We start from the raw sequence: 24687 nt of genomic DNA, 5'->3' as shown, positions 1-24687 counted from the left end.
TAGGGGCTATTGTATGCTAAACGAGGGTATTATGAGAAGGTTTTCATTCCTTTCATTTCTAGTATCCATCCTCATTTTAAATCCTCCAAAAAAACCCGTTATATGAGGATTTATCTAAGCGAATGAAACAGCATCCCGCATCAGGAGGATGAGTGGTTTTTTCGAACAGGCCGTTTTTTTGCGGGACAAAAAAGGCCTTCTGCAAAGGGTTAACCGCATGTATGCCGTATCCAGGAATTATATTACTTTTTCATCAGGAGACAGATAGTTGATGGACGATCCCAATCTTACATTCAGCAGACAACGGAGATATGTATTTGTGATCTTGGCAATCTATTTGCTGGGATATGGTCTTACGGCGTATAAAACTGTTTTTTTAGGCCTCTTTTTGGGAACTGTTTTCAGTTTGTTTAATCTGTGGCTCTTGACCAGAAGAATGAATGCTTTTGACAAGGCCGTAGCGAAAGGAAAGTCCATACGATCACTCGGGAGCGCAGCGCGTTGGTGCAATGCGATACTTGCGATGGCTATCGCCTTTAAATATCCCGACAAAGTCAGTGTGGCAAGTGTGATTATTGGATTAATGACAATTTATCCCGTCATTATGATAGATTCCATTATTCAGCTCAAACGTTCATCAATGGAAGAGAGGTGAAAACCCATTGAATCACGATTACAGAACTATTGATTTGTATGGTCTTACTTTTAATCTGACAAACATTCTGATGATTACTGTGGCAAGTGTGATTGTGCTGCTGATTGCGATTCTTACTACAAGAACGCTGTCCATCCGTCCGGGAAAAGCCCAGAACTTCATGGAATGGATTGTTGATTTTGTCCGCAATATTATAGGCAGTACAATGGATTTAAAGACAGGGGCTAACTTCTTGGCGCTTGGTGTAACCTTGCTGATGTACATATTTGTATCAAATATGCTGGGGCTGCCGTTTTCTGTAACGGTCGGACACGAGCTTTGGTGGAAATCACCGACGGCTGATCCGGCTATTACTCTGACTCTAGCCGTTATGGTCGTGTCATTAACACACTACTACGGCGTGAAAATGAAAGGTTTGAAGGAATATTCTAAGGATTACCTCAGACCGGTTCCGCTTATGTTCCCGATGAAGATCATTGAGGAGTTTGCGAATACGCTGACACTCGGACTTCGTCTTTACGGTAACATTTTCGCCGGGGAAATTCTTCTTGGCCTTCTTGCAAATCTGGCGACGAATTTCTACTCAAACAGTTTCTTTCTCGGTTTGGTCGGTACAGTCGGAGCCATTATTCCGATGCTTGCATGGCAGGCGTTCAGCTTGTTCATCGGTACCATCCAGGCATTTATCTTTACGATGCTGACGATGGTGTACATGTCACACAAAATCAGTCATGATCATTAAAATCATATATCCAATTCGGATAACATTTTAAAGGAGGAACTTTTTCATGAATTTAATAGCAGCTGCGATTGCAATCGGTTTAGGTGCACTTGGTGCAGGTATTGGTAACGGTTTGATTGTTTCACGTACGGTAGAGGGAATTGCCCGTCAGCCGGAAGCAGGAAAAGAACTTAGAACTCTTATGTTCATGGGTATCGCATTGGTTGAGGCCCTTCCAATTATCGCTGTCGTTATCGCGTTCTTAGCGTTCTTTGGCTAAGCATAAAAGCCTTATATGAACTAAAAATGGCGAAGATCACTCTAAGAGAACCTTCGCCATTGCTTTATGTCTGATAAGCAGGCCGTCTTGAAACGGCTTTTATCAGCAGAGAAAACCTGCAGAAGGGAGTTGCCGTAGTAGATGTCTCAATTACCTCTTGAATTAGGACTGTCGTTTAACGGCGGAGATATCCTATTCCAATTGTTAGCTATGTTAGTTTTATTAGCGCTTCTCAAGAAATTCGCTCTTGGACCGCTATTAAATATAATGAAACAGCGTGAAGATCATATCACCGGCGAAATTACGTCCGCTGAAGAAAGAAATAAAGAAGCGCAGAAGCTGATTGAAGAGCAGCGCGTTCTTCTAAAAGAAGCGAAACAGGAATCACAATCACTCATTGAAAATGCGAAAAAACTGGGTGAAAAGCAGAAGGAAGACATTATCCAGGCTGCGCGCGCCGAGTCTGAAAGATTAAAAGAAGCGGCGAGAACCGAAATTGTCAAAGAAAAAGAACAAGCGGTTTCCGCACTTCGCGAGCAAGTCGCATCACTTTCTGTCTTAATCGCATCGAAAGTGATCGAAAAAGAGCTTGATGAACAAGCCCAGGAAAAACTGATTCAGGATTATCTTAAAGAGGTAGGAGAGAGCCGATGAGTGAATCTGCTGTCTCTAAACGATACGCGTCAGCGCTTTTCGACATTGCCGTTGAGACTTCTCAAATCAATGAAATCGAAGAAGAGCTTACCGTACTAAAAGAAGTTTTCCGAAACGAAGCCGGATTACAGGAAGTGTTAAGCCATCCGAAGGTATCGGCTGCTAAGAAAAAAGAGCTGATTCAGCAATCGTTCGGCGCACTGTCTGAGTCTGTGCTGCATACGATTTTTCTTCTGATTGACCGCCGCCGGTCTTCGATTGTGCCTGATCTCACAGACGAGTTTATCAAACTCGCCAATCAGGCACGTCAGACAGAGGATGCGGTTGTTTATTCAGTAAAACCGCTGTCAGAAGCGGAAATGTTATCATTATCTCAAGTGTTTGCAAAAAAAGCCGGAATCGCTTCGCTCAGAATCAGAAATGAAGTGCAGACGGATTTAATAGGCGGCATTAAAGTCCGCATTGGAAACCGGATTTATGACGGAAGCGTGAGCGGAAAGCTTGAGCGCATGGAACGTCAACTTGCCGGAGGAAATCGATAGAAGGGGTGAAACCTAAGTGAGCATCAAAGCTGAAGAGATTAGCACGCTGATAAAGCAGCAAATTCAAAATTACCAATCTGAAATTGAAGTTCATGACGTAGGTACAGTCATCCAAGTCGGAGACGGTATTGCGCGTGTGCACGGCCTTGACAATTGTATGGCCGGTGAACTTGTTGAGTTTTCAAACGGCGTTTTGGGTATGGCTCAAAACCTTGAAGAATCCAACGTAGGTATCGTTATCTTAGGACCTTACAGAGATATCCGTGAAGGTGATGAGGTCAAAAGAACGGGCCGCATCATGGAAGTTCCTGTAGGTGAAGAATTAATCGGACGTATCGTCAACCCGCTCGGACAGCCGGTAGACGGAATGGGTCCGATTCTGACAAGCAAAACCCGCCCGATCGAAAGCCAGGCACCAGGCGTAATGGACCGTAAATCGGTACATGAGCCGCTGCAAACGGGTATCAAAGCGATCGACGCGTTAATTCCGATCGGCCGCGGACAGCGTGAGCTGATTATCGGGGACCGTCAGACAGGTAAAACATCTGTTGCGATTGATACAATCTTAAACCAAAAAGACCAAGACATGATCTGTGTGTATGTAGCGATCGGTCAAAAAGAATCTACAGTACGCGGCGTGGTGGAAACACTTCGTAAGCATGGCGCGCTTGATTACACGATTGTCGTGACGGCGTCTGCTTCACAGCCGGCTCCGCTTCTTTACCTTGCACCGTATGCAGGGGTGACAATGGGTGAAGAATTCATGTACAACGGCAAGCACGTTCTCGTCGTATATGATGATTTATCCAAACAAGCGGCCGCTTACCGTGAGCTGTCATTGCTTCTTCGTCGTCCGCCGGGCCGTGAAGCATTCCCTGGGGATGTATTCTATCTTCACTCCCGTCTGCTTGAGCGCGCAGCCAAGCTGAGTGACGCTAAAGGCGCAGGATCAATTACGGCGCTGCCGTTCGTCGAAACACAAGCAGGAGATATCTCCGCTTATATCCCGACAAACGTCATTTCCATTACTGACGGACAGATTTTCCTTCAATCCGACTTATTCTTCTCAGGCGTGCGTCCTGCGATCAATGCCGGATTATCCGTATCCCGTGTCGGCGGATCAGCCCAAATCAAAGCGATGAAGAAGGTAGCGGGAACATTGCGTCTTGACCTTGCTTCATACCGTGAACTTGAAGCATTCGCCCAATTCGGATCTGATCTTGACCAGGCGACTCAGGCGAAACTGAACCGCGGTGCGCGTACAGTTGAAGTGCTGAAACAAGACTTGAATAAACCGCTTCCGGTTGAAAAACAGGTAGCCATACTTTATGCGCTGACAAAAGGATATCTTGATGATATTCCGGTTGCGGATATCAGACGTTTTGAAGAAGAGTACTACATGTACCTTGATCAAAACCATAAAGATCTGCTTGACGGCATTGCGAAAACAGGAAACCTTCCTGCTGATGAAGACTTCAAAGCTGCAATCGAAGGCTTCAAACGCACATTTGCACCAAGCAACTAACCCTTAGAAGATGAGAGAAAAAGGTTCTCTTTTTCTCTCTTTTTACGCAAATGAAGAATAAAGGTGGTGAAATCTTTGGCCTCATTACGCGATATTAAGTCAAGGATCACGTCAACGAAAAAAACAAGCCAGATTACAAAAGCCATGCAGATGGTATCCGCTGCGAAGCTGAACCGTGCGGAAACCAACGCGAAGTCATTTGCTCCGTATATGGATAAGATCCAGGAGGTTGTGTTTAACGTCGGAAAAGGCGCGAAAAACGCGAAACACCCGATGCTTGTCTCAAGAGAAGTGAAAAAGACGGCGTATCTCGTCATTACATCTGACCGCGGGCTTGCGGGTGCGTTTAACAGTTCGGTTTTGCGAAACGCTTACCGCACCATTCAAGAACGCCATCAGTCTAAAGATGAATACACGGTGATTGCAATCGGCAGAGTCGGCCGCGATTTCTTCAAAAAACGGGAAATGCCGATTTTGTCTGAGTTAGTGGGGCTTGGCGACGAGGTCACTTTTGCTCAGATTAAGGATTTGACCCGTCAGACGGTTCAAATGTTTATCGACGGCGCTTTTGATGAACTGCATTTGGTGTATAACCATTTCGTCAGTGCGATTTCACAGGAAGTGACGGAGAAAAAAGTGCTGCCTTTAACGGATTTCGGAACGAGCGGCGGGAAGCGCACGGCTTCTTACGAGTTCGAACCGGATGAAGAAGAGGTGCTCGAAGTGCTGCTTCCTCAATATGCGGAAAGCTTAATTTACGGCGCGCTTCTTGACAGTAAAGCAAGTGAACACGCTGCGAGAATGACAGCAATGAAAAATGCGACTGATAATGCGAAAGAACTCATTGATTCACTTTCGCTTTCATATAACCGCGCGCGTCAAGCGGCGATTACACAAGAAATTACCGAAATTGTCGGCGGTGCAGCCGCTTTAGAATAGAAAGATTTTGTCAGGAGGGATAGCGATGAAGAAAGGACGCGTAAGTCAGGTGCTTGGACCGGTTGTCGACGTACGTTTCGAGGACGGCCACTTGCCTGCGATTTATAATGCGATTAAAGTTTCACAGCCAGCTACAGGCGAAAATGAAGTAAGCATCGATCTAACGCTAGAGGTTGCTCTTCATTTAGGCGATGATACAGTCCGTACAATTGCCATGGCATCTACGGACGGAATTCAGCGCGGAATGGAAGCAGTTGATACAGGTGCTCCGATTTCCGTTCCTGTCGGTGATGTGACTCTCGGACGCGTATTTAACGTACTGGGAGATAAAATTGATTTAAATGAACCGCTGCCTGCGGATGCTCAAAAGGACCCGATCCACAGATCTGCTCCTTCATTCGATCAGCTTTCAACTGAGGTTGAAATTCTTGAAACGGGAATTAAGGTAGTTGACCTGCTCGCTCCTTACATCAAGGGCGGTAAAATCGGATTGTTCGGCGGTGCTGGTGTAGGTAAAACCGTATTAATCCAGGAATTAATCAACAACATCGCGCAAGAGCACGGCGGTATTTCCGTATTCGCCGGTGTAGGAGAGCGTACTCGTGAAGGGAACGACCTTTTCTACGAAATGAGCGATTCAGGCGTTATCAAGAAAACAGCCATGGTCTTCGGACAAATGAACGAGCCGCCGGGCGCACGTATGCGTGTAGCACTGACTGGTCTTACAATGGCTGAGCATTTCCGTGATAAACAAGGACAGGACGTACTGTTCTTTATCGATAACATTTTCCGTTTCACACAAGCGGGTTCAGAGGTTTCCGCGCTTCTCGGCCGTATGCCTTCTGCGGTTGGTTATCAGCCGACGCTTGCGACAGAAATGGGTCAGCTTCAAGAGCGTATTACGTCAACAAACGTTGGTTCAGTTACATCTATCCAGGCGATCTACGTGCCTGCCGATGACTACACTGACCCGGCTCCGGCGACGACGTTCGCTCACTTGGATGCAACGACTAACCTTGAGCGTAAATTAACTGAAATGGGTATCTACCCTGCGGTTGATCCGCTGGCTTCCACTTCCCGCGCGCTTGCTCCGGAAATTGTCGGAGAAGAGCATTATGCGGTGGCGCGTGAAGTTCAGTCAACGCTTCAGCGTTACAAAGAACTGCAGGATATTATCGCAATTCTCGGTATGGATGAATTGGGTGAAGAAGACAAGCTTGTCGTTCACCGCGCACGCCGTATCCAGTTCTTCCTTTCTCAAAACTTCCACGTAGCTGAGCAGTTTACGGGACAAAAGGGTTCTTACGTGCCTGTTAAAGAAACAGTTAAAGGCTTTAAAGAAATCCTTTCCGGTAAATATGACCATCTTCCGGAAGATGCATTCCGTCTTGTGGGACGCATTGAAGAAGTCATTGAGAATGCAAAAGAGATGGGTGTAGAAGTTTAATCTGGTCCTAGGAGGGTAAAAGCATGAAGACCGTTAAAGTCAATATCGTTACTCCCGACGGCCCAGTATATGATGCTGATATTGAAATGGTAAGCGTAAGAGCCGAGAGCGGTGATCTCGGTATCTTGCCGGGCCATATTCCGACCGTGGCTCCGCTTAAAATCGGCGCTGTCCGCCTTAAAAAAGACGGACAGACCGACTTGGCGGCTGTCAGCGGCGGATTTTTGGAAGTCCGTCCTGATCAGGTCACTATCCTTGCACAAGCCGCTGAAACTGCGGACAGCATTGATAAAGAGCGCGCCCTTGCTGCGAAAAAGCGGGCGGAAGACCGTTTGAACAAACGATCAGATGATACTGACATTCGTCGGGCTGAGCTTGCGTTACAGCGGGCTGTAAACAGATTGGATGTTGCAGGAAACTAAAAAAGAATCCTTCTCGGCTGTCTGAGAAGGATTCTTTTTCTATATTAACGCATAAGAGATTCATAGACGCCGATAAGCGGATGATCCTCTTCTTTTTGCAGATATAAATGTTCACAGCAGTTGTCGGTGTGCCACGTTTTGTTTCCTCTTCGCACGCCCGTCGTATAGGCGCCGTCCGTATACGGATAAGGTTTAACAATCCATTCGGCATCGTCATGGTGTCTGATGGCGCAATCTATGACATACACACTGAGCATTTTCTCAAATTCGTCAATCGGCAGATTCCAGTCCGCCAATAGCAGCTCTTTTATGCTGCGGAAGTAAAGAGTTTCCAATTTCGTCAGGCTTCCGTGTGAATAATCAAGAGAAATGTTGAAAAACTGACATAATTCTTTCAGTTCCTCTGTTAGAGACTGTCTATAATCATAGTAGAATGCTATCGCTTCCCACTCGTGGTCAAATACGGGCAGTGATTCTCCATACTGCTTTTCCGGATGAAAAAAGGAATGATTCATATTCCCATCTCCTTTCCAAAAAAGTATACCATGCAGGAGAACGGACATTTAAGCGGGGATTGCCCCTAATTTTGGATAAAAATTCTGCTGTGAAAATGATCATCTTTCTCTTTTCTTCTTATATAATAAGAGAGGATATGAGGGGCGGAAAAAATGAAAGGAGATGGAATGTGTGAATGTATTGGGGCAGCAGGCCGCAATCAGCATTCTGGTTCATCTGGTATGCATTGCGGTGACTTGGTGGGCGCTACAGGCCGTCAACTTTGATCCGCTGATCCGAAAAGGAAAAATAGTGCAGGCAAGGCTGCTGATTATTCTTCTTACCATTGCGATCGGAACGGCAGTCGCTGACTTCTTTTTAGATTATCTTACGTATTCAAAGCAGCTTCCATACTTGTTTTAAGGTGTTTCGTCAGTTGAAATGAAGGGAATCGCTGGGGGAGAAACCAATTTTTCTTCACCCGTTTGGCGAGTTTTGACGAAGTTTTCCATGTATCGCTTTCCCCGGCTCCGGCAAAAATGGGAGTAAGGGGGAGAGACCGATATGAAGAAAAAAAGAGCAGGCCGTATCATCTTGTTTTTTGTTTTTTTAAGCGCCTTAATTGCGGTATTTCATTCCATTCATGCAAGTGAGCTGTCTCCGCTTGCCCAGATTGCCGAAGGAATGGAGCGGCAGCATGTCACTGTAGATGAGTGGACGCTTCATGCGAAAGAAAATCTGAACCTGTCACTGAGTGAATTTGATGACAAGGTGAAAGAACTGAAGACACAGAATCCGCAATATCAGTGGGAAACCGCTCAAGAAGATAAAATTGTAAAGGCCGTCGGCACGTATTCTGACAAAAAAAATCATACAACTTTTAAACTGCAGCTCGTCACTACCCTCAAAAACCAGAACCCAACTTCGTATTTATTATATGAGCAAATGAGCCCGGAGCAACCGGAAAACTGGAATGATACATATGAACAGTTTGAACGGCAGGCACATGACATATTTCAAAATAAAGTATTTATTTTTACTTGTCTTAAGGGTCATTTAAATGATAATATGAGTATTGTTTTGCAAAAAAAAGCAGAACAGCTCATGAAAGAATTTGAAGCAAGTCCAGTTGAACATGTAGTTGAGCCTCATTTCGTTTCTGTTTCTGCATTTACATATAAGTGGACAGATTACATCATGACATCTAAACATAAGATGAATGTGCAAATTGCGCTTAGAAGTGCGGGAATGGGCGAAAAACATACCGTTACGGTTGGCACACCAATCGTGACAACTGAATATTAATATAGAGAATATAGGGACGCGGAGGGGAATACCTTGGAAAAAATCATCGTCCGCGGCGGTCAGAAGTTAAACGGCACAGTGAAAGTTGAAGGAGCAAAAAATGCCGTTTTACCTGTTATCGCTGCATCTTTATTAGCAAGTGAAGAAAAAAGCGTAATCTGTGATGTACCTACGCTCTCCGATGTATATACAATTAATGAAGTGTTGCGTCATTTAGGAGCAGATGTGCATTTTGAGAATAATGAAGTTACCGTAAACGCTTCTTACGCTTTAGAAACAGAAGCACCTTTTGAATATGTGCGTAAAATGCGCGCGTCAGTGCTTGTAATGGGCCCTCTGTTAGCCCGTACGGGTCATTCAAGAGTAGCGCTTCCGGGCGGCTGCGCTATCGGCTCAAGACCGATTGACCAGCATTTAAAAGGCTTTGAAGCAATGGGTGCAAAAATCAAAGTAGGCAACGGCTTTATTGAAGCGGAAGTGGAAGGCCGTCTGCAAGGCGCAAAAATCTATTTAGATTTCCCAAGTGTGGGTGCGACAGAAAACTTGATTATGGCAGCTGCATTAGCTGAAGGAACAACAACGCTTGAAAACGTGGCAAAAGAGCCTGAAATCGTTGACTTAGCGAACTATATCAATGCGATGGGCGGAAAAATCCGCGGAGCCGGCACAGGCACCATTAAAATTGAAGGTGTCGAGAAGCTTCGCGGCGTAAGACACAATATCATTCCTGACCGTATTGAAGCGGGAACTTTCATGGTGGCTGCGGCTATCACGGAAGGAAATGTATTAGTAAAAGGTGCGGTTCCTGAGCATCTTACGTCTTTAATTGCGAAGATGGAAGAAATGGGAGTCAAAATTACGGATGAAGGAGAAGGCCTTCGTGTCATCGGTCCTGCCCAGCTGAAGCCGATCGACATCAAAACGATGCCTCACCCCGGATTCCCGACTGACATGCAGTCGCAAATGATGGCGCTGCTTCTCCGTGCGAGCGGAACAAGCATGATTACTGAAACTGTGTTTGAAAACCGTTTTATGCATGCTGAAGAATTCCGCCGGATGAATGGCGACATTAAAATTGAAGGACGTTCTGTGATCATTAACGGTCCTGTACAGCTGCAAGGCGCAGAAGTTGCCGCTACGGACCTGCGTGCGGGCGCGGCGCTGATTCTTGCGGGATTAGTGGCTGAAGGTCATACACGCGTCACGGAACTGAAGCACTTGGATCGCGGTTATGTGGATTTCCATAAAAAACTTGCGGCTCTCGGCGCTGACATCGAGCGTGTCGTTGATGAAACGGCCGCTGAACAGGAAAGCAAAGAAGCCGTTACTGACTTAAACGCATAAAGATTATAAAAACAGTATGTCAATCTGGCATACTGTTTTTTTATAGGGTTTATCATCATTATTATGCTCTGATTTTCAAAAAAGAATACGTTTTTGGCGTGAATAATCGAATAAAGATTCTGTCCAAAAGGAAGTCATATTAGCTTGTCCCTGCCCATAAGATGAAGTAGAGTCGAATCCCAAGCAGGAGGCAGCTGATATATGAAACCCATCGTATTTCTACTATCCGGGCTATGTGTACTTATTCTTCTTGTTCCCACCATTCTCGTTCTTCCGTTTCAGGCAGAAAAAGGAGCGGCCGCGAACAAAGAGCCCGGACACAAAACAGCACACACCATACGAGAGACAAAAGGAGCAGAAACATTGAAAGAATCACCTGTATCCATTCCGGTTTATCGGACATCGAAACATTCTGTAGAGAACATTCCGCTTGAAGAGTACGTGACCGGAGTCGTAGCTTCCGAAATGCCCGTTGACTTTAAACCGGAGGCCTTAAAAGCTCAGGCGCTCGCTGCCCGGACATTCATCGTCAGACTGATGGTCGCTGACTCAGCCGTTCAGGCGCCTAAAGGATCGCTGGTGGATGACACGCAGATGTTCCAAGTCTATCAAAGCAAGAGCCAGCTGAAAAAAGAATGGGGTTCTGAATACACACAAAACCTTAAGAAAATCACAAACGCGGTGGCCGGCACCCAAGGAAAGATTTTAACGTATGACAACAAACCGATTGAGGCATCTTTTTTCTCTACAAGCAACGGCTATACAGAAAATGCGGAAGCCTATTGGACAAGCGCCATTCCTTATTTAAAGAGTGTGAAAAGCCCCTGGGATAAGAAATCGCCTAAATATCTCGCCACCCAGACCTTCAGTGTGTCTGAGTTTCAGCAGAAGCTCGGCGTGCAGCTTTCAGGACAAAGCACGGTGGGGCAGATTACGGCCAGAACACCGGGGCATCAAGTGGCGACGGCCGTCATAAACGGCAAGAAGCTGAAGGGCAGAGACATCCGGGAAAAACTCGGACTCCGCTCTGCTGACTTTGAATGGAAACGAAACGGGAGCAGCATCACCATTACGACAAAGGGTTTCGGCCATGGCGTGGGTATGAGCCAGTACGGAGCCAATTACATGGCGGAGCAGGGAAAATCCGTGACGGACATCGTCAAGCATTACTATCAGGGAGTGAACATTTCCGAGGCCGCTTCATTTTTAAACAAATATATGGCGAAAAAGTAGACGCTGTCATCAGCGTCTTTTTTTCGGAAAACTATTCCATAAACGGTAAAACAACCAACGGACTCATATAACGAAAGGCTAAAGGCTGACAATTGCGGATAGATGGCTGCGCACCGGGTGAAAATCACTGATAAAAATGCCGCTTCTATGTGAATGTACGCAAAAATAATGAGGAAGCCCGTCCTATTTATTTCCCTGTTCATCTCATTTACGATTAATATTGTTCAGCGTTGAACGTAAATCTATTGAAAAGGGGAAAAAGCAATGAAAAAAACATTTTCACTCATACTTATGCTCGGATTGATGCTGACTGCTGCATCTCCTGCTGCTTTTGCTGCTGAGAAAGCAGACGAGAACACTCTTTTATTCAGAAACAATACCGCCATTTTACTTGATGCGAGCGGCAGTATGGCGAAACGGATAGACGGCGTATCTAAATACAATATGGCAAAAGATGAAATCATCCGTTTTGCGGATCAAATTAAGTCTACATCACAAGTCAGAATGACGGTTTTCGGTTCGGAAGGCAATAATAAAAATTCCGGAAAAGTTCAATCATGTGAAGCCATTCGCGGTGTGTACGGATTCCAAAAGTTTGACAGACAAAGCTTTCTGAACTCTCTGAACGGAATCGGGCCTACAGGCTGGACACCGATTGCAAAAGCATTAGAAGATGCGAAGGCTTCTTTTAACGGTATTCATAAATTCGGCTTTAAATCCGTTTACCTGTTGACGGACGGTGAGGAGACATGCGGCGGAGATCCTATTAAGACGGCGAAAGAACTACGCAAACATCATATTAAAGTCAACGTGATCGGTTTTGACTTTAAGGAAGGCTTCAACGGCCAGCTGCATGCGATTGCCGGAGCGGGCGGAGGAAAATATTACGAAGCTCACAGCCAAAAGGATATGAACCGTATCTTTACAATGGAAGCAAAATCATTAGCGGAATAAGAAAAAGGTGCCGTTTATCGGCCCTTTTTTTATGTTTGATGTAACAAAGTTTTCATGAAGAGATGAAGAGAAAACTGTAAAAAGAATCAGATCCCGGACTTATATTACAAAAAGGGCGAAAAAGGCATTAAAACTGTCATCATTTAGCCAATCTTTTTAGGATGATGCGCATAATTCTGTTCATTTTTGGTAATATATCGCCGTTCTCACAAAAGGCATCACGCCCTATATCTTTTTCCAAATAGCTAAACTAGCATAGAGAAGAGCCGGGGCCCATCGGCAAAAAACAAATGGAGAGGAATGAAGGTAATGAAAAAAATGTTTACTGCGGGGATTGTCGGACTTTTGACGCTCTCACTCGGATCACCTGTTTTTGCGGCTGAGAAAAAGCAAGAGGAAACCAACGTCGCTGTGCTGTTTGATGCAAGCGGAAGCATGATCCAAAAAACGGGGGGAGAACGTAAAATAGATGTTGCGAAAGATTCTGTCACCTCTTTTGCAAAAGTTCTTCCTGAAGACACGAATCTGATGCTTCGGGTATTCGGCCATAAGGGCAATAATAAAAACTCCGGCAAAGCCGTATCATGTAACGCGACAGAAACGTTATACGGACTTCAGCCGTACGCCGTGACTCCGTTTGAGCAATCACTCAGCAAAATTAAACCGACCGGCTGGACACCGATAGCGAAAGCGCTTTCTGATACGCGCGAAGAATTTGAGCGGGCCGGCGCTAAAGGGAAAAACGTCGTATATCTGATTACAGACGGTGAAGAAACATGCGGCGGTAATCCTCAGGCTGAAATTCAAAAGCTCCGTAAAGCGAACGTCAACACAATCGTCAATATCATCGGCTTCAACTTCGGCATGAAAGGAAGCGAAAGCCTTGAAAAAGCGGCGGAAGCAGGAGGCGGGACGTATGTCTCAGCAGACAGCGCGGACGAGTTCAAACAGGCTTGGGAAGACGCTGCGAAGGATTTAGCAAAAGAATAGGCTGAAAAAGGACGCCCGCGCGGCGTCTTTTTTGTTTAGAAAACGGAGCCGCGGGAATGATACGACTAAAAGGAGATGAACGCTGTTGTTAAAAGGAGCAGGCATTATATTAGTGCTGGCGGCAGTCGTTTTTGTACTGATGGGAGTTTTTCTGAAGCTTGCCGCCTTCATATTTGTCAGTATATTGGCCATTATCGCCGCAGTTATTTTATTCACCATTTTGAGCAGACATCATCGCAACGAAACATAGAGTCCGAAGAGGGCTCTTTTTTTAAACCGCAAATTCGACAAAATACAGGGATTATGGAAGAATAAAAGAGAAGGATACTGCGGAGGGGAAAACAGTGGATGAAAAAACAACGGCGGTAAGAGAAATATACCGCTATGAAAAAGGGGTATTAACAAAAACGGCAGATCGGATGGTATCAGAGTATCCATTGACTGTCATGGTGAACGGGCAGGAATTTGTTACGCTCGTCTGCACGCCCGACCACTTAGAGGAACTCGTTATCGGATTTCTCGCGTCAGAAGGCGTCATTCGTTTTGAAAAAGAGATCAAACGTTTTACGATAGATGAAAGTCTCGGATTTGCATATGTGGAGCTGACGAATCCGGAAGTGCTTGAGCAAAAAGACTATACGAAGAGAGTGATCGGTTCATGCTGCGGGAAAGGCCGCCATTTTTACTTTCAGCAGGATGTGAAAACGGCCAAAACCGCTGTCAGCCGCATCACTATAACTCCTGAAACGTGTCTTCGCCTCATGAAGGAGATGCAAAGCGAAAGCGGCACATTCCAGGAAACGGGCGGCGTCCATAATGCGGCGCTGTGCGATACGGAAAAGATGCTCTTCATGAGGACGGACATCGGGCGCCACAATGCGCTGGATAAGCTGTACGGCAACTGCCTGAAAAACGGAATGCCGGTCCGTGACAAGCTGATTGTCTTCAGCGGCCGGATTTCCTCAGAGGTTTTATTGAAAGCCGCAAAAATCGGCGTGTCGATTGTCATTTCAAAATCGGCGCCGACGGAGCTTGCGCTGCAAATGGCGGAAGAGCTGAACATGACGGCGATAGGCTTTGTGAGAAACGGATCGTTTAACGTATACACACATCCTGAACGGGTTGAACAATAGAAAGGGGTCTTGGGCTTATGAATACAGAAACGCGCCGCGTGTCAGACAAAAGGGAAAGGCCGCTCAGGGATCTCCGTATCTCTGTAACCGACCGCTGCAATTTCAGATGCACGTACTGTATGCCAGCCGAACTGTTCGGACCGGATTATCCATTTCTGCAAAAGACGGAACTGCTCTCATTTGAGGAGCTTGAACGGCTTGCCAAACTGTTTGTCGGCCGATTCGGCGTTGAAAAAATCAGGCTGACGGGCGGGGAGCCGCTGATGAGAAAAGATATGCCTGAATTGATCAAAAAGCTTGCGCGCATCCCGGGGCTTAATGATATTGCGATGACGACGAACGGCTCTCTGCTTCCCGTGTATGCTGAAAAGCTGAAGCAGGCGGGGCTGCATCGCGTGACCGTCAGCCTTGATTCTTTAGAGGATGAGCGGTTTAAGGCTATTAACGGCCGCGGCGTCTCGGTGAACAAGGTGCTCGAGGGCATTGAAGCGGCAAAAGCGGCCGGACTCGGTGTGAAAATCAATATGGTTGTTCAAAAGGGCGTCAATGAAAAAGACATTTTGCCGATGGCCCGCTATTTTAAAGAAAAGGGCCATATTCTTCGGTTTATTGAATTTATGGATGTCGGCAATACAAATCAATGGAATAAAAAAGACGTCATCACGAAGGCTGAAATCATTGATCTGATCAATCAGCACATGCCGACGGAGCCGATAGAAGCGAATTATAGAGGAGAGGTCGCTTCCAGATTCCGCTATCTCGACGGTTCCGGCGAAATCGGCGTGATTTCCTCCGTCTCGGATGCATTCTGCGCCTCCTGCAACAGAGCGCGTCTGTCGGCAAGGGGCGAGCTTTTTACGTGCCTGTTCGCTTCAAGCGGCTTCGATGTGCGGAAGCTTGTGCGCGGCGGCCTGACTGATGACGAATTGACGGAATCCATCGCCTCTGTCTGGAGAAATCGTACGGATCAGTATTCAATTGACCGCGCGCTTTCTAAAACAGATGGGAAAAAGAAAGTGGAAATGTCGTATATAGGCGGATGAATAAAGGCTTGCCCGAACAAGGGCAGGCTTTTTTATTCAAATGAAGCTCCGGCCTGTTCAAAAAAAACCGATGCCTGCCGAAATATATGATAGGAATTTTGATGCAGGACGATCAAGTTATTCAATTCCAAAGCCATACAATATGTTAAAATATAACCAATAGAAATTAGAAAAGGTTGTGAAAGGGGCATGACCGCATACGAGATTCCGTCATCTCAAGTTGGAGTCAAGATCAACAAATGGTACAAGCACATTTTAGCGTTTCAAGCGGCTGATGCCATAAAGCTGAAAGAGGAAATTGATGAGGATATACAACGTATGGAGGAAGACCAGCTGCTGCTGTTATATTACCAGCTGATCAGCTACCGCCATCATATTATGCTTGATTACGTCAAGCCGGATTTCACCGAACAATCTCAAATTCAGTACAGCGAGCTGCAAAAGACGATCGAAAGCACGGACAGCATATCGGGACTGTCCGAGTATTATTTCCATTTGTTCAGAGGAATGTATGAATTCGATCAGAATAACTATGTTGCGGCTATTTCTTTTTACCGGAAAGCGGAAAAACTCCTTTCATTTGTCGAGGATGATATAGAGAGGGCGGAATTCCATTTCAAGATGTCTGAAGTGTTTTACGTCATGAAGCAGACTCATTTCTCCATGAATCACGGGATTCAGGCGCTGGATACATATATGAAACACGATTTTTACAGAGTGCGGAGAATACAGTGCCATTTCGTCATCTCAGGAAACTATATCGACTGCAAAAACTACGACAAAGCGCTTGAGCATTTAGACGAAGCGCTCCGCCTTTCTTTGCTTGAAGGACAGCCCCGCCTGATCGGGTCTTCGCTTTACAATCTGGGGAATTGTTATTCTGAAAAGCGCGATCTGGCTGAAGCGGCCCGTTACTTTAGAAAAGCGGTGCCCGTTTTTGAAGAACATCAGCTTGAACAGCTTCCGAAGGCGCTGTTCAGCTTAACACACACCCTTTTCAGGCTGCGTGATGACGAAGCGGCCCTTACTTATTATGAAAGAGGGGTCACGATCGCGAAAGAACGCGGCGACCGATTCAGTTTAGAGAAATATAAGTTTTTACAAGCGCTTTACCTGGAATCCCTCAATATGGACTTAATCCATGAAGTGTTTGACTATATGAATGAAAAATCGCTGTATGTGTATATTGAAGATTTCGCCTTGGAGGCTGCCATATACACAAGCGCCCATGAGCAATATAAAGAAGCGGCGTATTTTTATGAAAAAGTGATTCACATGAGAGAAAACATTCAAAAAGAACAATGTTTATACGATATATAAATTTTCTAACCATCTGATCGGCAGATGGTTATTTTTTTTATGCACATTATGACGTTTGATCGTTGAAGAAAACGGAAAAATCGCAGTAGAGGGAAAAACGGATGATTGAAAGGAGGGATTTGTTGTTCGGATTTAATGATATGATAAAGTTTTTCGTATCCTTTCTCATCATTCTGCCGATGGTGTCTGTCATCCATGTGTCAGGCCACAGCTTTATGGCGATGCTGTTCGGAGGCAAGGCGTCATTGGATATCGGTATGGGGAAACGTTTTTTAAAAGTGGGGCCGATTCAGGTGCGGCGTATCTACTTTATAGATTCTTTTTGCCAATTCGGCGAATTGCGGATAGATAACCGTCTGACGAGCGCGCTCGTCTATTCCGGAGGCTGTCTGTTTAATCTCGCTTCTATCTTTATAATAAATCTGCTGATCATGAAAGATGTTCTCGAGCCAAACTTATTTTTTTACCAATTTGTCTATTTTTCAACGTATTATGTATTCTTTGCCCTTCTGCCGGTCAAATACGGGGATAATAAGCTGTCAGACGGATTGGCCGTTTACAAAGTGCTCCGCTACGGGGAGCGCTGTGAAATCAATAATTGAGAGTTTACATGTTTGCGATAATGCTGAAAGGGAAGAAAACAAGTACACAAAACAAAAAAGGAGCTGAAGAGATATGAGTCAAGATAACGGGTTAAAAGACAAAGTAAAAGGCGGCATGAACAAAGTGAAAGGGGAAGCGAAGGACAAAGCGGGTGACATGGCAAACAAGTCCGACCTAAAAGCGGAAGGGAAGAAGGACAAAGCGAAAGGCAGCCTGCAAAAGGGTGTCGGCGAAACGAAAGATAAACTCAGTGACGATTAATTTGATATTGAAACAAAGCAAAAGCCCAAAATATTTTGGGCTTTTTGTTATGAGAAATGACAAAAATTCCAGTTCGATTGGTTAATATTCACTAAATTTTTAAATATTCTATAAATTATGCGGTAATTTCTTTATAATATTCACAAAGAATGTGATCTTTTTTCACATTTGATTAAACGTTTGTTTTAAAAAATAAGAAATCTGGAATTCCTGCAAAAGGAATCAGGCTGTTCACCGTCGAATATTTTTTATCACTTAACATTTCATGAGGTGAAGGGGGTGGTAACCGCCTGCATCGTTTCGGTATGACCATGTGGATTGCGTTTGACTATCACTAAGGGGGAATACAGATGAAACTGACACCGGTTGAACAAGAAAAATTGCTTATTTTCACAGCGGGAGAGCTCGCAAAACAGCGGAAAGAGCGCGGCGTTCTGCTGAATTATCCGGAAGCTGCCGCATATTTGACCTGTTACCTGATGGAAGGCGCCAGAGACGGAAAAAGCGTTGCTGAGCTGATGGAATCAGGCCGCAGCGTATTGACGGAAAAAGACGTTATGGAAGGCGTTCCGGAAATGCTGGACAGCATTCAGGTGGAAGCGACGTTTCCGGACGGGGTCAAGCTTGTCACCGTTCATCAGCCGATCAAAGCGGAGGTGAAGTCATGAAGCCGGGAGCCATTCAAGTCGCAAAGGGGACCATCACCATTAACGAAGGCCGAAAGACGCTGGAGGTATCAGTCATCAATCATGGGACGCGGTCAGTACAGGTAGGGTCGCATTTTCATTTTGCGGAAGCCAATGGCGCCCTGTCCTTCAATCGGGAGAAAGCAATCGGCATGCGTCTTGACATCCCGTCAGGCACCTCAGTCCGTTTTGAACCGGGAGAAGAGAAAACCGTCACACTCGTGGAAATCGGAGGACGAAAAACGGTCAGAGGCCTGAACGGCATGGCTGATACGTATATGGATGAGCGGGGAAAAGAAAAGACGCTGTCGAATCTTAAAAAAGCCGGATGGATGGAGGAAGCGATCCGATGAAAATGTCACGTGAGCAATACGCAGAACTGTTCGGACCGACAACGGGAGACAAAGTCAGACTCGGAGATACGGATTTATGGATTGAAGTCGAAAAAGATTTCACGAATTACGGAGAAGAAATGATTTTCGGCGGAGGAAAAACAATCCGGGACGGCATGGGGCAAAACGGCCGTATCACCGGGAAAGACGGGGCGCTTGACCTGGTCATTACAAATGCCGTCGTTCTGGATTACACAGGGATCGTCAAGGCGGATATCGGGGTGAAGGACGGCCGGATTGTCGGCGTCGGGAAAAGCGGCAACCCGGATATTATGGATGGGGTGGACCCGCACATGGTCATCGGCGCCGGAACAGAAGTCATTTCCGGCGAAGGAAAAATCGTAACGGCCGGCGGTGTTGATACGCACATCCACTTCATCTGCCCGCAGCAGATGGAAGTCGCGCTTTCTTCAGGCGTGACCACGCTTCTGGGCGGCGGAACGGGCCCTGCGACGGGAAGTAAAGCGACGACCTGTACATCCGGAGCATGGTACATGGCGAGAATGCTGGAGGCGGCTGAGCAGTTTCCGATCAATGTCGGCTTTTTAGGGAAAGGGAATGCCTCTGATACAGCGCCTCTCATTGAACAGATAGAAGCCGGCGCGATCGGCCTGAAGCTGCATGAAGATTGGGGATCAACGCCAAGCGCCATTAAAGCGTGCATGGAAGTCGCGGATGAGACGGATATTCAGGTGGCAATCCACACAGACACGATTAATGAAGCGGGCTTTTTAGAAAATACGCTTGATGCGATCGGCGACCGGGTTATCCATACATATCACATAGAGGGAGCCGGCGGAGGCCACGCACCGGATATTATGAAACTCGCTTCTTACGCCAATATTCTGCCGTCCTCTACGACGCCGACGATTCCGTATACGGTCAACACGATGGACGAGCATCTTGATATGATGATGGTCTGCCATCATTTAGATTCAAAAGTCCCTGAAGACGTGGCGTTCAGTCATTCACGCATAAGAGCGGCCACCATCGCGGCGGAGGATATTCTGCACGATATCGGCGCGATCAGCATGACATCATCTGACTCGCAGGCGATGGGCAGGGTGGGAGAAGTGATTATCCGGACATGGCAGGTTGCCGATAAAATGAAGAAGCAGCGCGGCGCTCTTTCAGGAGAAAGCGGCAATGATAATGTGCGCGCCAAACGCTATGTCGCCAAATACACGATTAATCCTGCCGTCACTCACGGCCTGAGCCATGAAGTCGGTTCCGTCGAAAAAGGAAAGCTCGCCGACCTCGTACTATGGGACCCGGTTTTCTTCGGCGTCAAACCTGAACTTGTGCTCAAAGGGGGCATGATCGCCCGCGCCCAGATGGGAGACCCGAATGCTTCCATTCCGACGCCTGAGCCTGTGTTTATGCGTCAGATGTACGCATCCTACGGGAAAGCGAACCGCATTACGTCTATTACATTTATGTCCCAGGCCGGTATCGCAAACGGCGTACCGGAAAAGCTTGGGCTTGAAAAAATGATTTCCCCCGTACGGAATATCCGCAAGCTGAGTAAGCTCGACATGAAGCTGAATGACGCGATGCCGAATATACAAGTCGATCCGAAAACCTATCAGGTGTTCGCCGACGGAGAAGAACTGGCATGCCAGCCTGTCAGCTATGTTCCGCTCGGTCAGCGTTATTTCTTATTTTAATCCCTCACCGGCCGGTTTCCGCCGGCCTTTTTACACCTCTATTGTCAACTTGATTTCATCCTGCCGCGTATTTTAGTGTATATTAATAATTGAAAAACAAATGAAATGTAACCATTGTGGTTACACCGGTGGTGAAAAACATGATTAACAGCCGTCTTGCTGTGGCCATTCACATTCTTTCGCTGATCTCAACGGATGAACGGGCATCGTCAGATATGATTGCGGCCAGCGTAAACACCAATCCCGTCGTAGTGCGGAGAACGATCAGCCAGCTGAAAAAAGCAGGTCTTCTGACATCCCGGGCAGGTGTTGCGGGAGCCAGCCTGAAAAAAGATCCGTCGGAGATTACCCTCTTAGAGGTTTACAGGGCGGTACAAAATAAGGAAGAGCTTTTTGCGGTTCACGACAATCCGAATCCGGACTGTCCGGTCGGCAAAAATATTCAGCACGCGCTTGATGAGACGTTCGGAAGCGTACAGCGGGCAATGGAGAATGAACTGGAGAACAAATCTCTTTATGATGTAATGAATCATCTCTTTTGTTAAAAAGAGATGGCTTCATGTCGTTTGAGTTGTAATGAAAATGGTTACAGGAATAAGGAGGAAAAGAACAGCGGAAAAGCCGTTATGATAGAATCGAAGGAACGCAGGCATGAAATGACAGCCATCGGAGACATGCTTCAAACGTAAAAGATCAAGAGGCTGCGGTTTTGGCTCCATATTGGGAGTCCAACTAAAAGACCGTCGCCTCTTAGTACTCACAATCATAATGATTTTAAAATTTCTCAAGGAACGATCAGCAGCCCGTTAGCTGCCCCTGATTAAAGATAATGTGTTACCACACTGTTACGTTAGAACTCCCGCTGCTTTGGTATCCCTCTGTCGCTAAGACTTGGTAAGACCAATTACTGCCCAGATTCATTCCATGACTCTTCCATGCGTTAACATGATTGCTGAAAGTGATTGTAGCGTTGCTTCCAGTTGGTCTCTTTGTCTGACGGACACTCCAGTACTGCGTAAAAGTAGTGTTATCGCCATCAATGGAAGGTGCATTATAACGTGTCGTTGTATAGATGTCATATGTACCTCCATCACTTTTTACAGTACCTTTATACGCTCCGGTAGGTCTGTAAGTACCCCATGAATCCACTACATAATATTCGATGAGAGGTGATCTCGTCCAGCCATATAAAGTCAAATATCCATTGCCATTCGGCGCCCAAACTCCGGCATTATAGTTTATGGTCCTGAATGGGGAACCTGTCGTCCAGCCTTTACCAACAACGAAATTTCCGGTATTGGACCAATTAACACTGTAATTCCCGCCAGACCCATTGACAGCGTTTACGATTCCGCCTCCATCAGTCCAATTTTGCCAGTAGTCTGTACCGGCAGCAGACGCGGTTGATGAAAACAAGCTAATACCCATTAAAGCTGTCGTTAATCCAACTAAGAACTTCTTTTTAAATTTAAACATATGTGACCTCCTATACTATTTTTTCTGACTTTGACGTGAGGCAGCACCCGTATATATTTAAAACATTCTTAATGACTAACGCCAAAGCTTTTGATCGCTCCCTTCAATATCATATCACGAATGCATAAGTGAAGATTAAGAGTATTTGTAATTTAATTACAAAGGCCCAAAAAATACATTATGGGCGGTCCTGTTCCGCCATAGCCTTATTCTTTTTTCGCAGAATCACAATTCTTGTTTCTGATTCTGACTGAGTCATCTGTCATGTTTTACTTTGTATTTGATGTAAGAGGGGATTTAATCGCCGATAAGCCGCTCACTGAACAGGGAAATCTGCTTATGATATTGCGGCGGACAATGGCATTTTGAGGACCTGCAGAGGAATGGTCAGCCTCGAAAAAAGGCAGAAAAGGCAAGGCTGCAAGCCGAATAAGAAAAAAACCCGGGCTCACGCGCCGGGTTTTTTAATATGTATTTGCATCAATGTTATCAAACATACCGTCAACAATGCCGAACGTCATGAGGACAATGAAGAGAATGATGCCGAGAACGGACAGGCCGATCGTTACAATGAGGTAGATCCCCTGCATTTTCACGAATTTTGCGTAATTCTCCAGCATATGTTCCTCTGTCAGTTCATTGAACTGTTCCGCCATCTGTCCCGCTTCTTTTGCCGAGCGCATCAGAAAAATGCCGGCAATAATCTGCAAAACGCCGGGAATGGCTCCGATTAAGAAGAAAAACGCACCCGACAGCGCCGCAAATGCGCCCATAATAATGAATAAAATACCTGTCGCTTTTCCCCATTTCGAAATAGAAATAAGCGAACGATTTACTGATTCAGGTTTCAACACATGGCACTCCTTTACAAAAAAATACTCACTTTTCATTTATACACTATTCGGTCATTCTTTTGAATATAAAATGTGTTTTTTTCCTGCCGTGCATCCGTTTTGATATGATAAAATTCCCGGGATGCACCCGGGAATTACAAAATCGGCGACAGAAGCCTTGAAACCGATTCTTTAATGCGAATCCACAGCGAACGCTCCTGATATTCTTCATACGTATATTTTCTGGAGACGAGCAGATCTTCTTTAAATGAGGAGATGAGCTTTTTCGCGATGGTGACGTCATAAATAAAGGCGTTGACTTCAAAATTAAGCCTGAAGCTTCTGACGTCGATATTCGCCGTACCGACAGAAGCCGTCTCATCATCGACGACAATCGTTTTCGCATGAATAAAGCCGTTATCGTAAATGTAGACCGAGGCCCCGGCTTTCAAAAGATCGCCGATGTAAGATAAAGTCGCCCAGTAAACGAAAGCGTGATCCGGTTTGTTCGGGATCATGATTTTGACGTCGATGCCTGACAGACAGGCGATCCTGAGGGCGTCTAAAAGACTGGAGTCAGGAATAAAGTAAGGCGTCTGAATCAGGATCGACCGTTTCGCCGTTGAGATCATCTTGATATAGCCGTTTTTAATTTGTTCCCATTCTGAATCCGGTCCGCTTGTGACAATCTGCATCCCGACATTGCCCTTCGGCTCGCATTCCGGAAAATGATTCGGAACGTAAGTGAGCGTATGGTGATGGGAGGCTTGGTTCCAATCGAGGATAAACCGTGTCTGAATGGCATGGACCGCCGTGCCTTGAAGCCTGAGGTGCGTATCCCGCCAATAGCCGAATTTCGGATTCAGGCCGAGATATTCATCTCCGACATTAAAGCCGCCGACATAGCCGGTTTCTCCGTCAATAATCACGAGCTTGCGGTGATTCCGATAATTGAGCCGCAAATTAATCGGCCGAAGCCTGGAAGGAAAGAAGACTTCCACATAGCCGCCGGCGTCCCGCAGCGGTTTGAAGAATTTTTTTCTGAGTGATCGTGAACCGAGTTCATCATATAACACTCTGACCTTTACGCCTTCCCGTGCTTTTTTCACTAAGGCGTCACGCAATTTTTTTCCCAGCTCATCACCTTTATAAATATAGTATTGAAGGTGAATGTGATCTTTTGCGTTGGAAATGTCCTTCATTAAACGTTTGAACTTATCGCGCCCGTCCGTTAAAATCTCAACCGAATTATCCTCTGTAAAAACCGCGTGGTTGTTCATGACAAGCATATAGATGAGGTCCTTATTATCCACGGTCGCCCTGTTGTTAAATTGGAATTGCCTCGACTTCAGATCTTTCAGCTGAGACTTCAGTAGCTTTTCAATCCCGATCTTTTTACGGTCTTCCCATTGAAACAGGTGCTTGCGTCTCAGGTTATGGCCGAATAACAGGTATAAAATAAACCCTAAAATGGGAATAAAAAAAAGAACCAAGAGCCAGGCCCATGAAGCGCTGGCGTCGCGTCTTTCTTTGAAAATCATGATGACGGCCAAAAGTATATTTAAAACGAAAAAAAATCCGAATAAAATAAATGAAATGCTCACTTTGCAACCCCGCTATATCATATTTATCAAGACTGTGCCCATTAGTATTCCGACAAGTGCAGCAATCTGATTCCCACTTCAAATTATAACATTGACATTTTAAAAGAATAAAGAGCCGGAATCAAAGATGGATGCAGTTTTCTTTCAAAGAAAGTTCCGGGTG

Annotated in this window: 29 protein-coding genes; 25 read left to right on the top strand and 4 right to left on the bottom strand. The window is 45.8% G+C overall.

Annotation, left to right across the window (positions count from 1 at the left end; all coding sequences use genetic code 11):
• Positions 1 to 271 precede the first annotated feature (271 nt).
• The 9 genes from atpI to ABDB98_RS17470 all read left to right on the top strand — a co-directional run bounded on the left by atpI (position 272) and on the right by ABDB98_RS17470 (position 7185).
• Positions 272 to 655 carry an ATP synthase subunit I gene (gene atpI, locus ABDB98_RS17510; RefSeq protein WP_013353910.1) on the top strand — a complete coding sequence of 128 codons (384 nt, stop codon included), beginning with the start codon at positions 272 to 274 and terminating at the stop codon, positions 653 to 655.
• A gap of 7 nt (positions 656 to 662) precedes the next feature.
• Complete coding sequence (gene atpB / locus ABDB98_RS17505; RefSeq protein ID WP_016937643.1) at positions 663 to 1397, top strand: F0F1 ATP synthase subunit A; 735 nt, start codon at positions 663 to 665, stop codon at positions 1395 to 1397.
• Between the two features lie 46 nt (positions 1398 to 1443).
• Positions 1444 to 1656 (top strand): F0F1 ATP synthase subunit C, encoded by a 213-nt coding sequence (gene atpE, locus ABDB98_RS17500; RefSeq protein WP_003151167.1) that lies wholly within the window; start codon positions 1444 to 1446, stop codon positions 1654 to 1656.
• 141 nt (positions 1657 to 1797) lie between these two features.
• Entirely contained in the window at positions 1798 to 2310 is a 513-nt protein-coding gene (gene atpF, locus ABDB98_RS17495) for a F0F1 ATP synthase subunit B (RefSeq protein WP_016937644.1), read from the top strand.
• Positions 2307 to 2852, top strand: a complete 546-nt coding sequence (locus ABDB98_RS17490; protein ID WP_438420818.1) for a F0F1 ATP synthase subunit delta — start codon at positions 2307 to 2309, stop codon at positions 2850 to 2852. Before atpF ends, ABDB98_RS17490 begins: the two co-directional genes overlap by 4 nt.
• Before the next feature lie 16 nt (positions 2853 to 2868).
• Entirely contained in the window at positions 2869 to 4377 is a 1509-nt protein-coding gene (atpA, locus tag ABDB98_RS17485) for a F0F1 ATP synthase subunit alpha (protein ID WP_016937645.1), read from the top strand.
• A 75-nt stretch (positions 4378 to 4452) separates the two neighbouring features.
• Positions 4453 to 5316, top strand: coding sequence for an ATP synthase F1 subunit gamma (gene atpG / locus ABDB98_RS17480; RefSeq protein WP_003151172.1), 864 nt, complete (start codon positions 4453 to 4455; stop codon positions 5314 to 5316).
• 25 nt (positions 5317 to 5341) lie between these two features.
• Positions 5342 to 6763: a F0F1 ATP synthase subunit beta gene (gene atpD, locus ABDB98_RS17475; protein ID WP_045927226.1), complete on the top strand. Its 1422-nt coding sequence runs from the start codon at positions 5342 to 5344 to the stop codon at positions 6761 to 6763.
• A gap of 23 nt (positions 6764 to 6786) precedes the next feature.
• Positions 6787 to 7185, top strand: coding sequence for a F0F1 ATP synthase subunit epsilon (locus ABDB98_RS17470; RefSeq protein WP_013353907.1), 399 nt, complete (start codon positions 6787 to 6789; stop codon positions 7183 to 7185).
• Positions 7186 to 7229: 44 nt separating this feature from the next.
• Here ABDB98_RS17470 and ABDB98_RS17465 read toward each other — a convergent pair whose 3' ends face one another.
• Entirely contained in the window at positions 7230 to 7700 is a 471-nt protein-coding gene (locus ABDB98_RS17465; protein WP_438420817.1) for a hypothetical protein, read from the bottom strand.
• Between the two features lie 172 nt (positions 7701 to 7872).
• On the opposite strand from ABDB98_RS17465, the gene ABDB98_RS17460 reads away from it, so the two are divergent.
• The 16 genes from ABDB98_RS17460 (at position 7873) to ABDB98_RS17385 (ending at position 21156) form a co-directional block, all read left to right on the top strand.
• A complete protein-coding gene (locus ABDB98_RS17460; protein WP_007614366.1) occupies positions 7873 to 8103 on the top strand; it encodes a DUF1146 family protein in 231 nt (76 codons plus the stop codon).
• Between the two features lie 141 nt (positions 8104 to 8244).
• Positions 8245 to 8985 (top strand): YwmB family TATA-box binding protein, encoded by a 741-nt coding sequence (locus tag ABDB98_RS17455; protein WP_016937649.1) that lies wholly within the window; start codon positions 8245 to 8247, stop codon positions 8983 to 8985.
• Positions 8986 to 9018: 33 nt separating this feature from the next.
• Positions 9019 to 10329 carry a UDP-N-acetylglucosamine 1-carboxyvinyltransferase gene (gene murA, locus ABDB98_RS17450; RefSeq protein WP_016937650.1) on the top strand — a complete coding sequence of 437 codons (1311 nt, stop codon included), beginning with the start codon at positions 9019 to 9021 and terminating at the stop codon, positions 10327 to 10329.
• A gap of 201 nt (positions 10330 to 10530) precedes the next feature.
• On the top strand, positions 10531 to 11562 hold the full coding sequence (gene spoIID / locus ABDB98_RS17445; RefSeq protein ID WP_438420816.1) for a stage II sporulation protein D: 1032 nt from the start codon (positions 10531 to 10533) through the stop codon (positions 11560 to 11562).
• A 264-nt stretch (positions 11563 to 11826) separates the two neighbouring features.
• Positions 11827 to 12516, top strand: coding sequence for a VWA domain-containing protein (locus ABDB98_RS17440; protein WP_438420815.1), 690 nt, complete (start codon positions 11827 to 11829; stop codon positions 12514 to 12516).
• Between the two features lie 309 nt (positions 12517 to 12825).
• Positions 12826 to 13506 (top strand): VWA domain-containing protein, encoded by a 681-nt coding sequence (locus ABDB98_RS17435; RefSeq protein WP_049627566.1) that lies wholly within the window; start codon positions 12826 to 12828, stop codon positions 13504 to 13506.
• Between the two features lie 85 nt (positions 13507 to 13591).
• On the top strand, positions 13592 to 13756 hold the full coding sequence (locus tag ABDB98_RS17430) for a hypothetical protein (RefSeq protein ID WP_438420814.1): 165 nt from the start codon (positions 13592 to 13594) through the stop codon (positions 13754 to 13756).
• Between the two features lie 94 nt (positions 13757 to 13850).
• The gene (gene fdhD / locus ABDB98_RS17425; RefSeq protein WP_438420813.1) at positions 13851 to 14639 is read left to right on the top strand and encodes a formate dehydrogenase accessory sulfurtransferase FdhD; all 789 of its coding nucleotides are present in this window, start codon (positions 13851 to 13853) and stop codon (positions 14637 to 14639) included.
• A 17-nt stretch (positions 14640 to 14656) separates the two neighbouring features.
• Positions 14657 to 15682, top strand: a complete 1026-nt coding sequence (moaA, locus tag ABDB98_RS17420) for a GTP 3',8-cyclase MoaA (protein ID WP_326351173.1) — start codon at positions 14657 to 14659, stop codon at positions 15680 to 15682.
• Positions 15683 to 15871: 189 nt separating this feature from the next.
• Positions 15872 to 17002 carry a Rap family tetratricopeptide repeat protein gene (locus ABDB98_RS17415; protein ID WP_316099641.1) on the top strand — a complete coding sequence of 377 codons (1131 nt, stop codon included), beginning with the start codon at positions 15872 to 15874 and terminating at the stop codon, positions 17000 to 17002.
• 122 nt (positions 17003 to 17124) lie between these two features.
• A complete protein-coding gene (locus ABDB98_RS17410) occupies positions 17125 to 17604 on the top strand; it encodes a hypothetical protein (RefSeq protein ID WP_438420812.1) in 480 nt (159 codons plus the stop codon).
• 73 nt (positions 17605 to 17677) lie between these two features.
• Positions 17678 to 17866, top strand: a complete 189-nt coding sequence (locus tag ABDB98_RS17405) for a CsbD family protein (protein WP_438420811.1) — start codon at positions 17678 to 17680, stop codon at positions 17864 to 17866.
• A 350-nt stretch (positions 17867 to 18216) separates the two neighbouring features.
• Positions 18217 to 18534 (top strand): urease subunit gamma, encoded by a 318-nt coding sequence (ureA, locus tag ABDB98_RS17400; RefSeq protein WP_016937659.1) that lies wholly within the window; start codon positions 18217 to 18219, stop codon positions 18532 to 18534.
• Positions 18531 to 18905: an urease subunit beta gene (ureB, locus tag ABDB98_RS17395; protein WP_438420810.1), complete on the top strand. Its 375-nt coding sequence runs from the start codon at positions 18531 to 18533 to the stop codon at positions 18903 to 18905. Before ureA ends, ureB begins: the two co-directional genes overlap by 4 nt.
• Entirely contained in the window at positions 18902 to 20611 is a 1710-nt protein-coding gene (gene ureC, locus ABDB98_RS17390; protein WP_438420809.1) for an urease subunit alpha, read from the top strand. The genes ureB and ureC overlap by 4 nt, the downstream gene beginning before the upstream one ends.
• A 140-nt stretch (positions 20612 to 20751) precedes the next feature.
• The gene (locus tag ABDB98_RS17385; RefSeq protein WP_438420808.1) at positions 20752 to 21156 is read left to right on the top strand and encodes an Rrf2 family transcriptional regulator; all 405 of its coding nucleotides are present in this window, start codon (positions 20752 to 20754) and stop codon (positions 21154 to 21156) included.
• Between the two features lie 289 nt (positions 21157 to 21445).
• On the opposite strand, the gene xynA is transcribed toward ABDB98_RS17385, so the two are convergent.
• The 3 genes from xynA to cls all read right to left on the bottom strand — a co-directional run bounded on the left by xynA (position 21446) and on the right by cls (position 24524).
• Positions 21446 to 22087 carry an endo-1,4-beta-xylanase XynA gene (xynA, locus tag ABDB98_RS17380; protein ID WP_016937663.1) on the bottom strand — a complete coding sequence of 214 codons (642 nt, stop codon included), beginning with the start codon at positions 22085 to 22087 and terminating at the stop codon, positions 21446 to 21448.
• A 464-nt stretch (positions 22088 to 22551) separates the two neighbouring features.
• Positions 22552 to 22938, bottom strand: coding sequence for a DUF5362 family protein (locus ABDB98_RS17375; RefSeq protein WP_060964070.1), 387 nt, complete (start codon positions 22936 to 22938; stop codon positions 22552 to 22554).
• Positions 22939 to 23075: 137 nt separating this feature from the next.
• Positions 23076 to 24524: a cardiolipin synthase gene (gene cls / locus ABDB98_RS17370; protein ID WP_438420807.1), complete on the bottom strand. Its 1449-nt coding sequence runs from the start codon at positions 24522 to 24524 to the stop codon at positions 23076 to 23078.
• Positions 24525 to 24687 lie beyond the last annotated feature (163 nt).

This window comes from Bacillus siamensis, from assembly GCF_051628075.1.
GTDB lineage: Bacteria > Bacillota > Bacilli > Bacillales > Bacillaceae > Bacillus > Bacillus siamensis.
The sequence above is the reverse complement of the archived record's forward strand: the minus strand, read 5'-3'. Positions and strand labels throughout refer to the sequence as shown.

Coding starts and splice junctions, on each gene's coding strand:
- atpD (WP_045927226.1), top strand. CDS start 5,342: ATGAAGAAAGGACGCGTAAGTCAGGTGCTTGGACCGGTTGTCGACGTA.
- ABDB98_RS17415 (WP_316099641.1), top strand. CDS start 15,872: ATGACCGCATACGAGATTCCGTCATCTCAAGTTGGAGTCAAGATCAAC.
- ABDB98_RS17470 (WP_013353907.1), top strand. CDS start 6,787: ATGAAGACCGTTAAAGTCAATATCGTTACTCCCGACGGCCCAGTATAT.
- spoIID (WP_438420816.1), top strand. CDS start 10,531: ATGAAACCCATCGTATTTCTACTATCCGGGCTATGTGTACTTATTCTT.
- ureC (WP_438420809.1), top strand. CDS start 18,902: ATGAAAATGTCACGTGAGCAATACGCAGAACTGTTCGGACCGACAACG.
- ureA (WP_016937659.1), top strand. CDS start 18,217: ATGAAACTGACACCGGTTGAACAAGAAAAATTGCTTATTTTCACAGCG.
- moaA (WP_326351173.1), top strand. CDS start 14,657: ATGAATACAGAAACGCGCCGCGTGTCAGACAAAAGGGAAAGGCCGCTC.
- xynA (WP_016937663.1), bottom strand. CDS start 22,087: ATGTTTAAATTTAAAAAGAAGTTCTTAGTTGGATTAACGACAGCTTTA.
- ABDB98_RS17385 (WP_438420808.1), top strand. CDS start 20,752: ATGATTAACAGCCGTCTTGCTGTGGCCATTCACATTCTTTCGCTGATC.
- ABDB98_RS17455 (WP_016937649.1), top strand. CDS start 8,245: ATGAAGAAAAAAAGAGCAGGCCGTATCATCTTGTTTTTTGTTTTTTTA.
- atpF (WP_016937644.1), top strand. CDS start 1,798: ATGTCTCAATTACCTCTTGAATTAGGACTGTCGTTTAACGGCGGAGAT.
- ABDB98_RS17440 (WP_438420815.1), top strand. CDS start 11,827: ATGAAAAAAACATTTTCACTCATACTTATGCTCGGATTGATGCTGACT.
- ABDB98_RS17490 (WP_438420818.1), top strand. CDS start 2,307: ATGAGTGAATCTGCTGTCTCTAAACGATACGCGTCAGCGCTTTTCGAC.
- atpE (WP_003151167.1), top strand. CDS start 1,444: ATGAATTTAATAGCAGCTGCGATTGCAATCGGTTTAGGTGCACTTGGT.
- ABDB98_RS17435 (WP_049627566.1), top strand. CDS start 12,826: ATGAAAAAAATGTTTACTGCGGGGATTGTCGGACTTTTGACGCTCTCA.
- ABDB98_RS17405 (WP_438420811.1), top strand. CDS start 17,678: ATGAGTCAAGATAACGGGTTAAAAGACAAAGTAAAAGGCGGCATGAAC.
- ureB (WP_438420810.1), top strand. CDS start 18,531: ATGAAGCCGGGAGCCATTCAAGTCGCAAAGGGGACCATCACCATTAAC.
- ABDB98_RS17465 (WP_438420817.1), bottom strand. CDS start 7,700: ATGAATCATTCCTTTTTTCATCCGGAAAAGCAGTATGGAGAATCACTG.
- atpI (WP_013353910.1), top strand. CDS start 272: ATGGACGATCCCAATCTTACATTCAGCAGACAACGGAGATATGTATTT.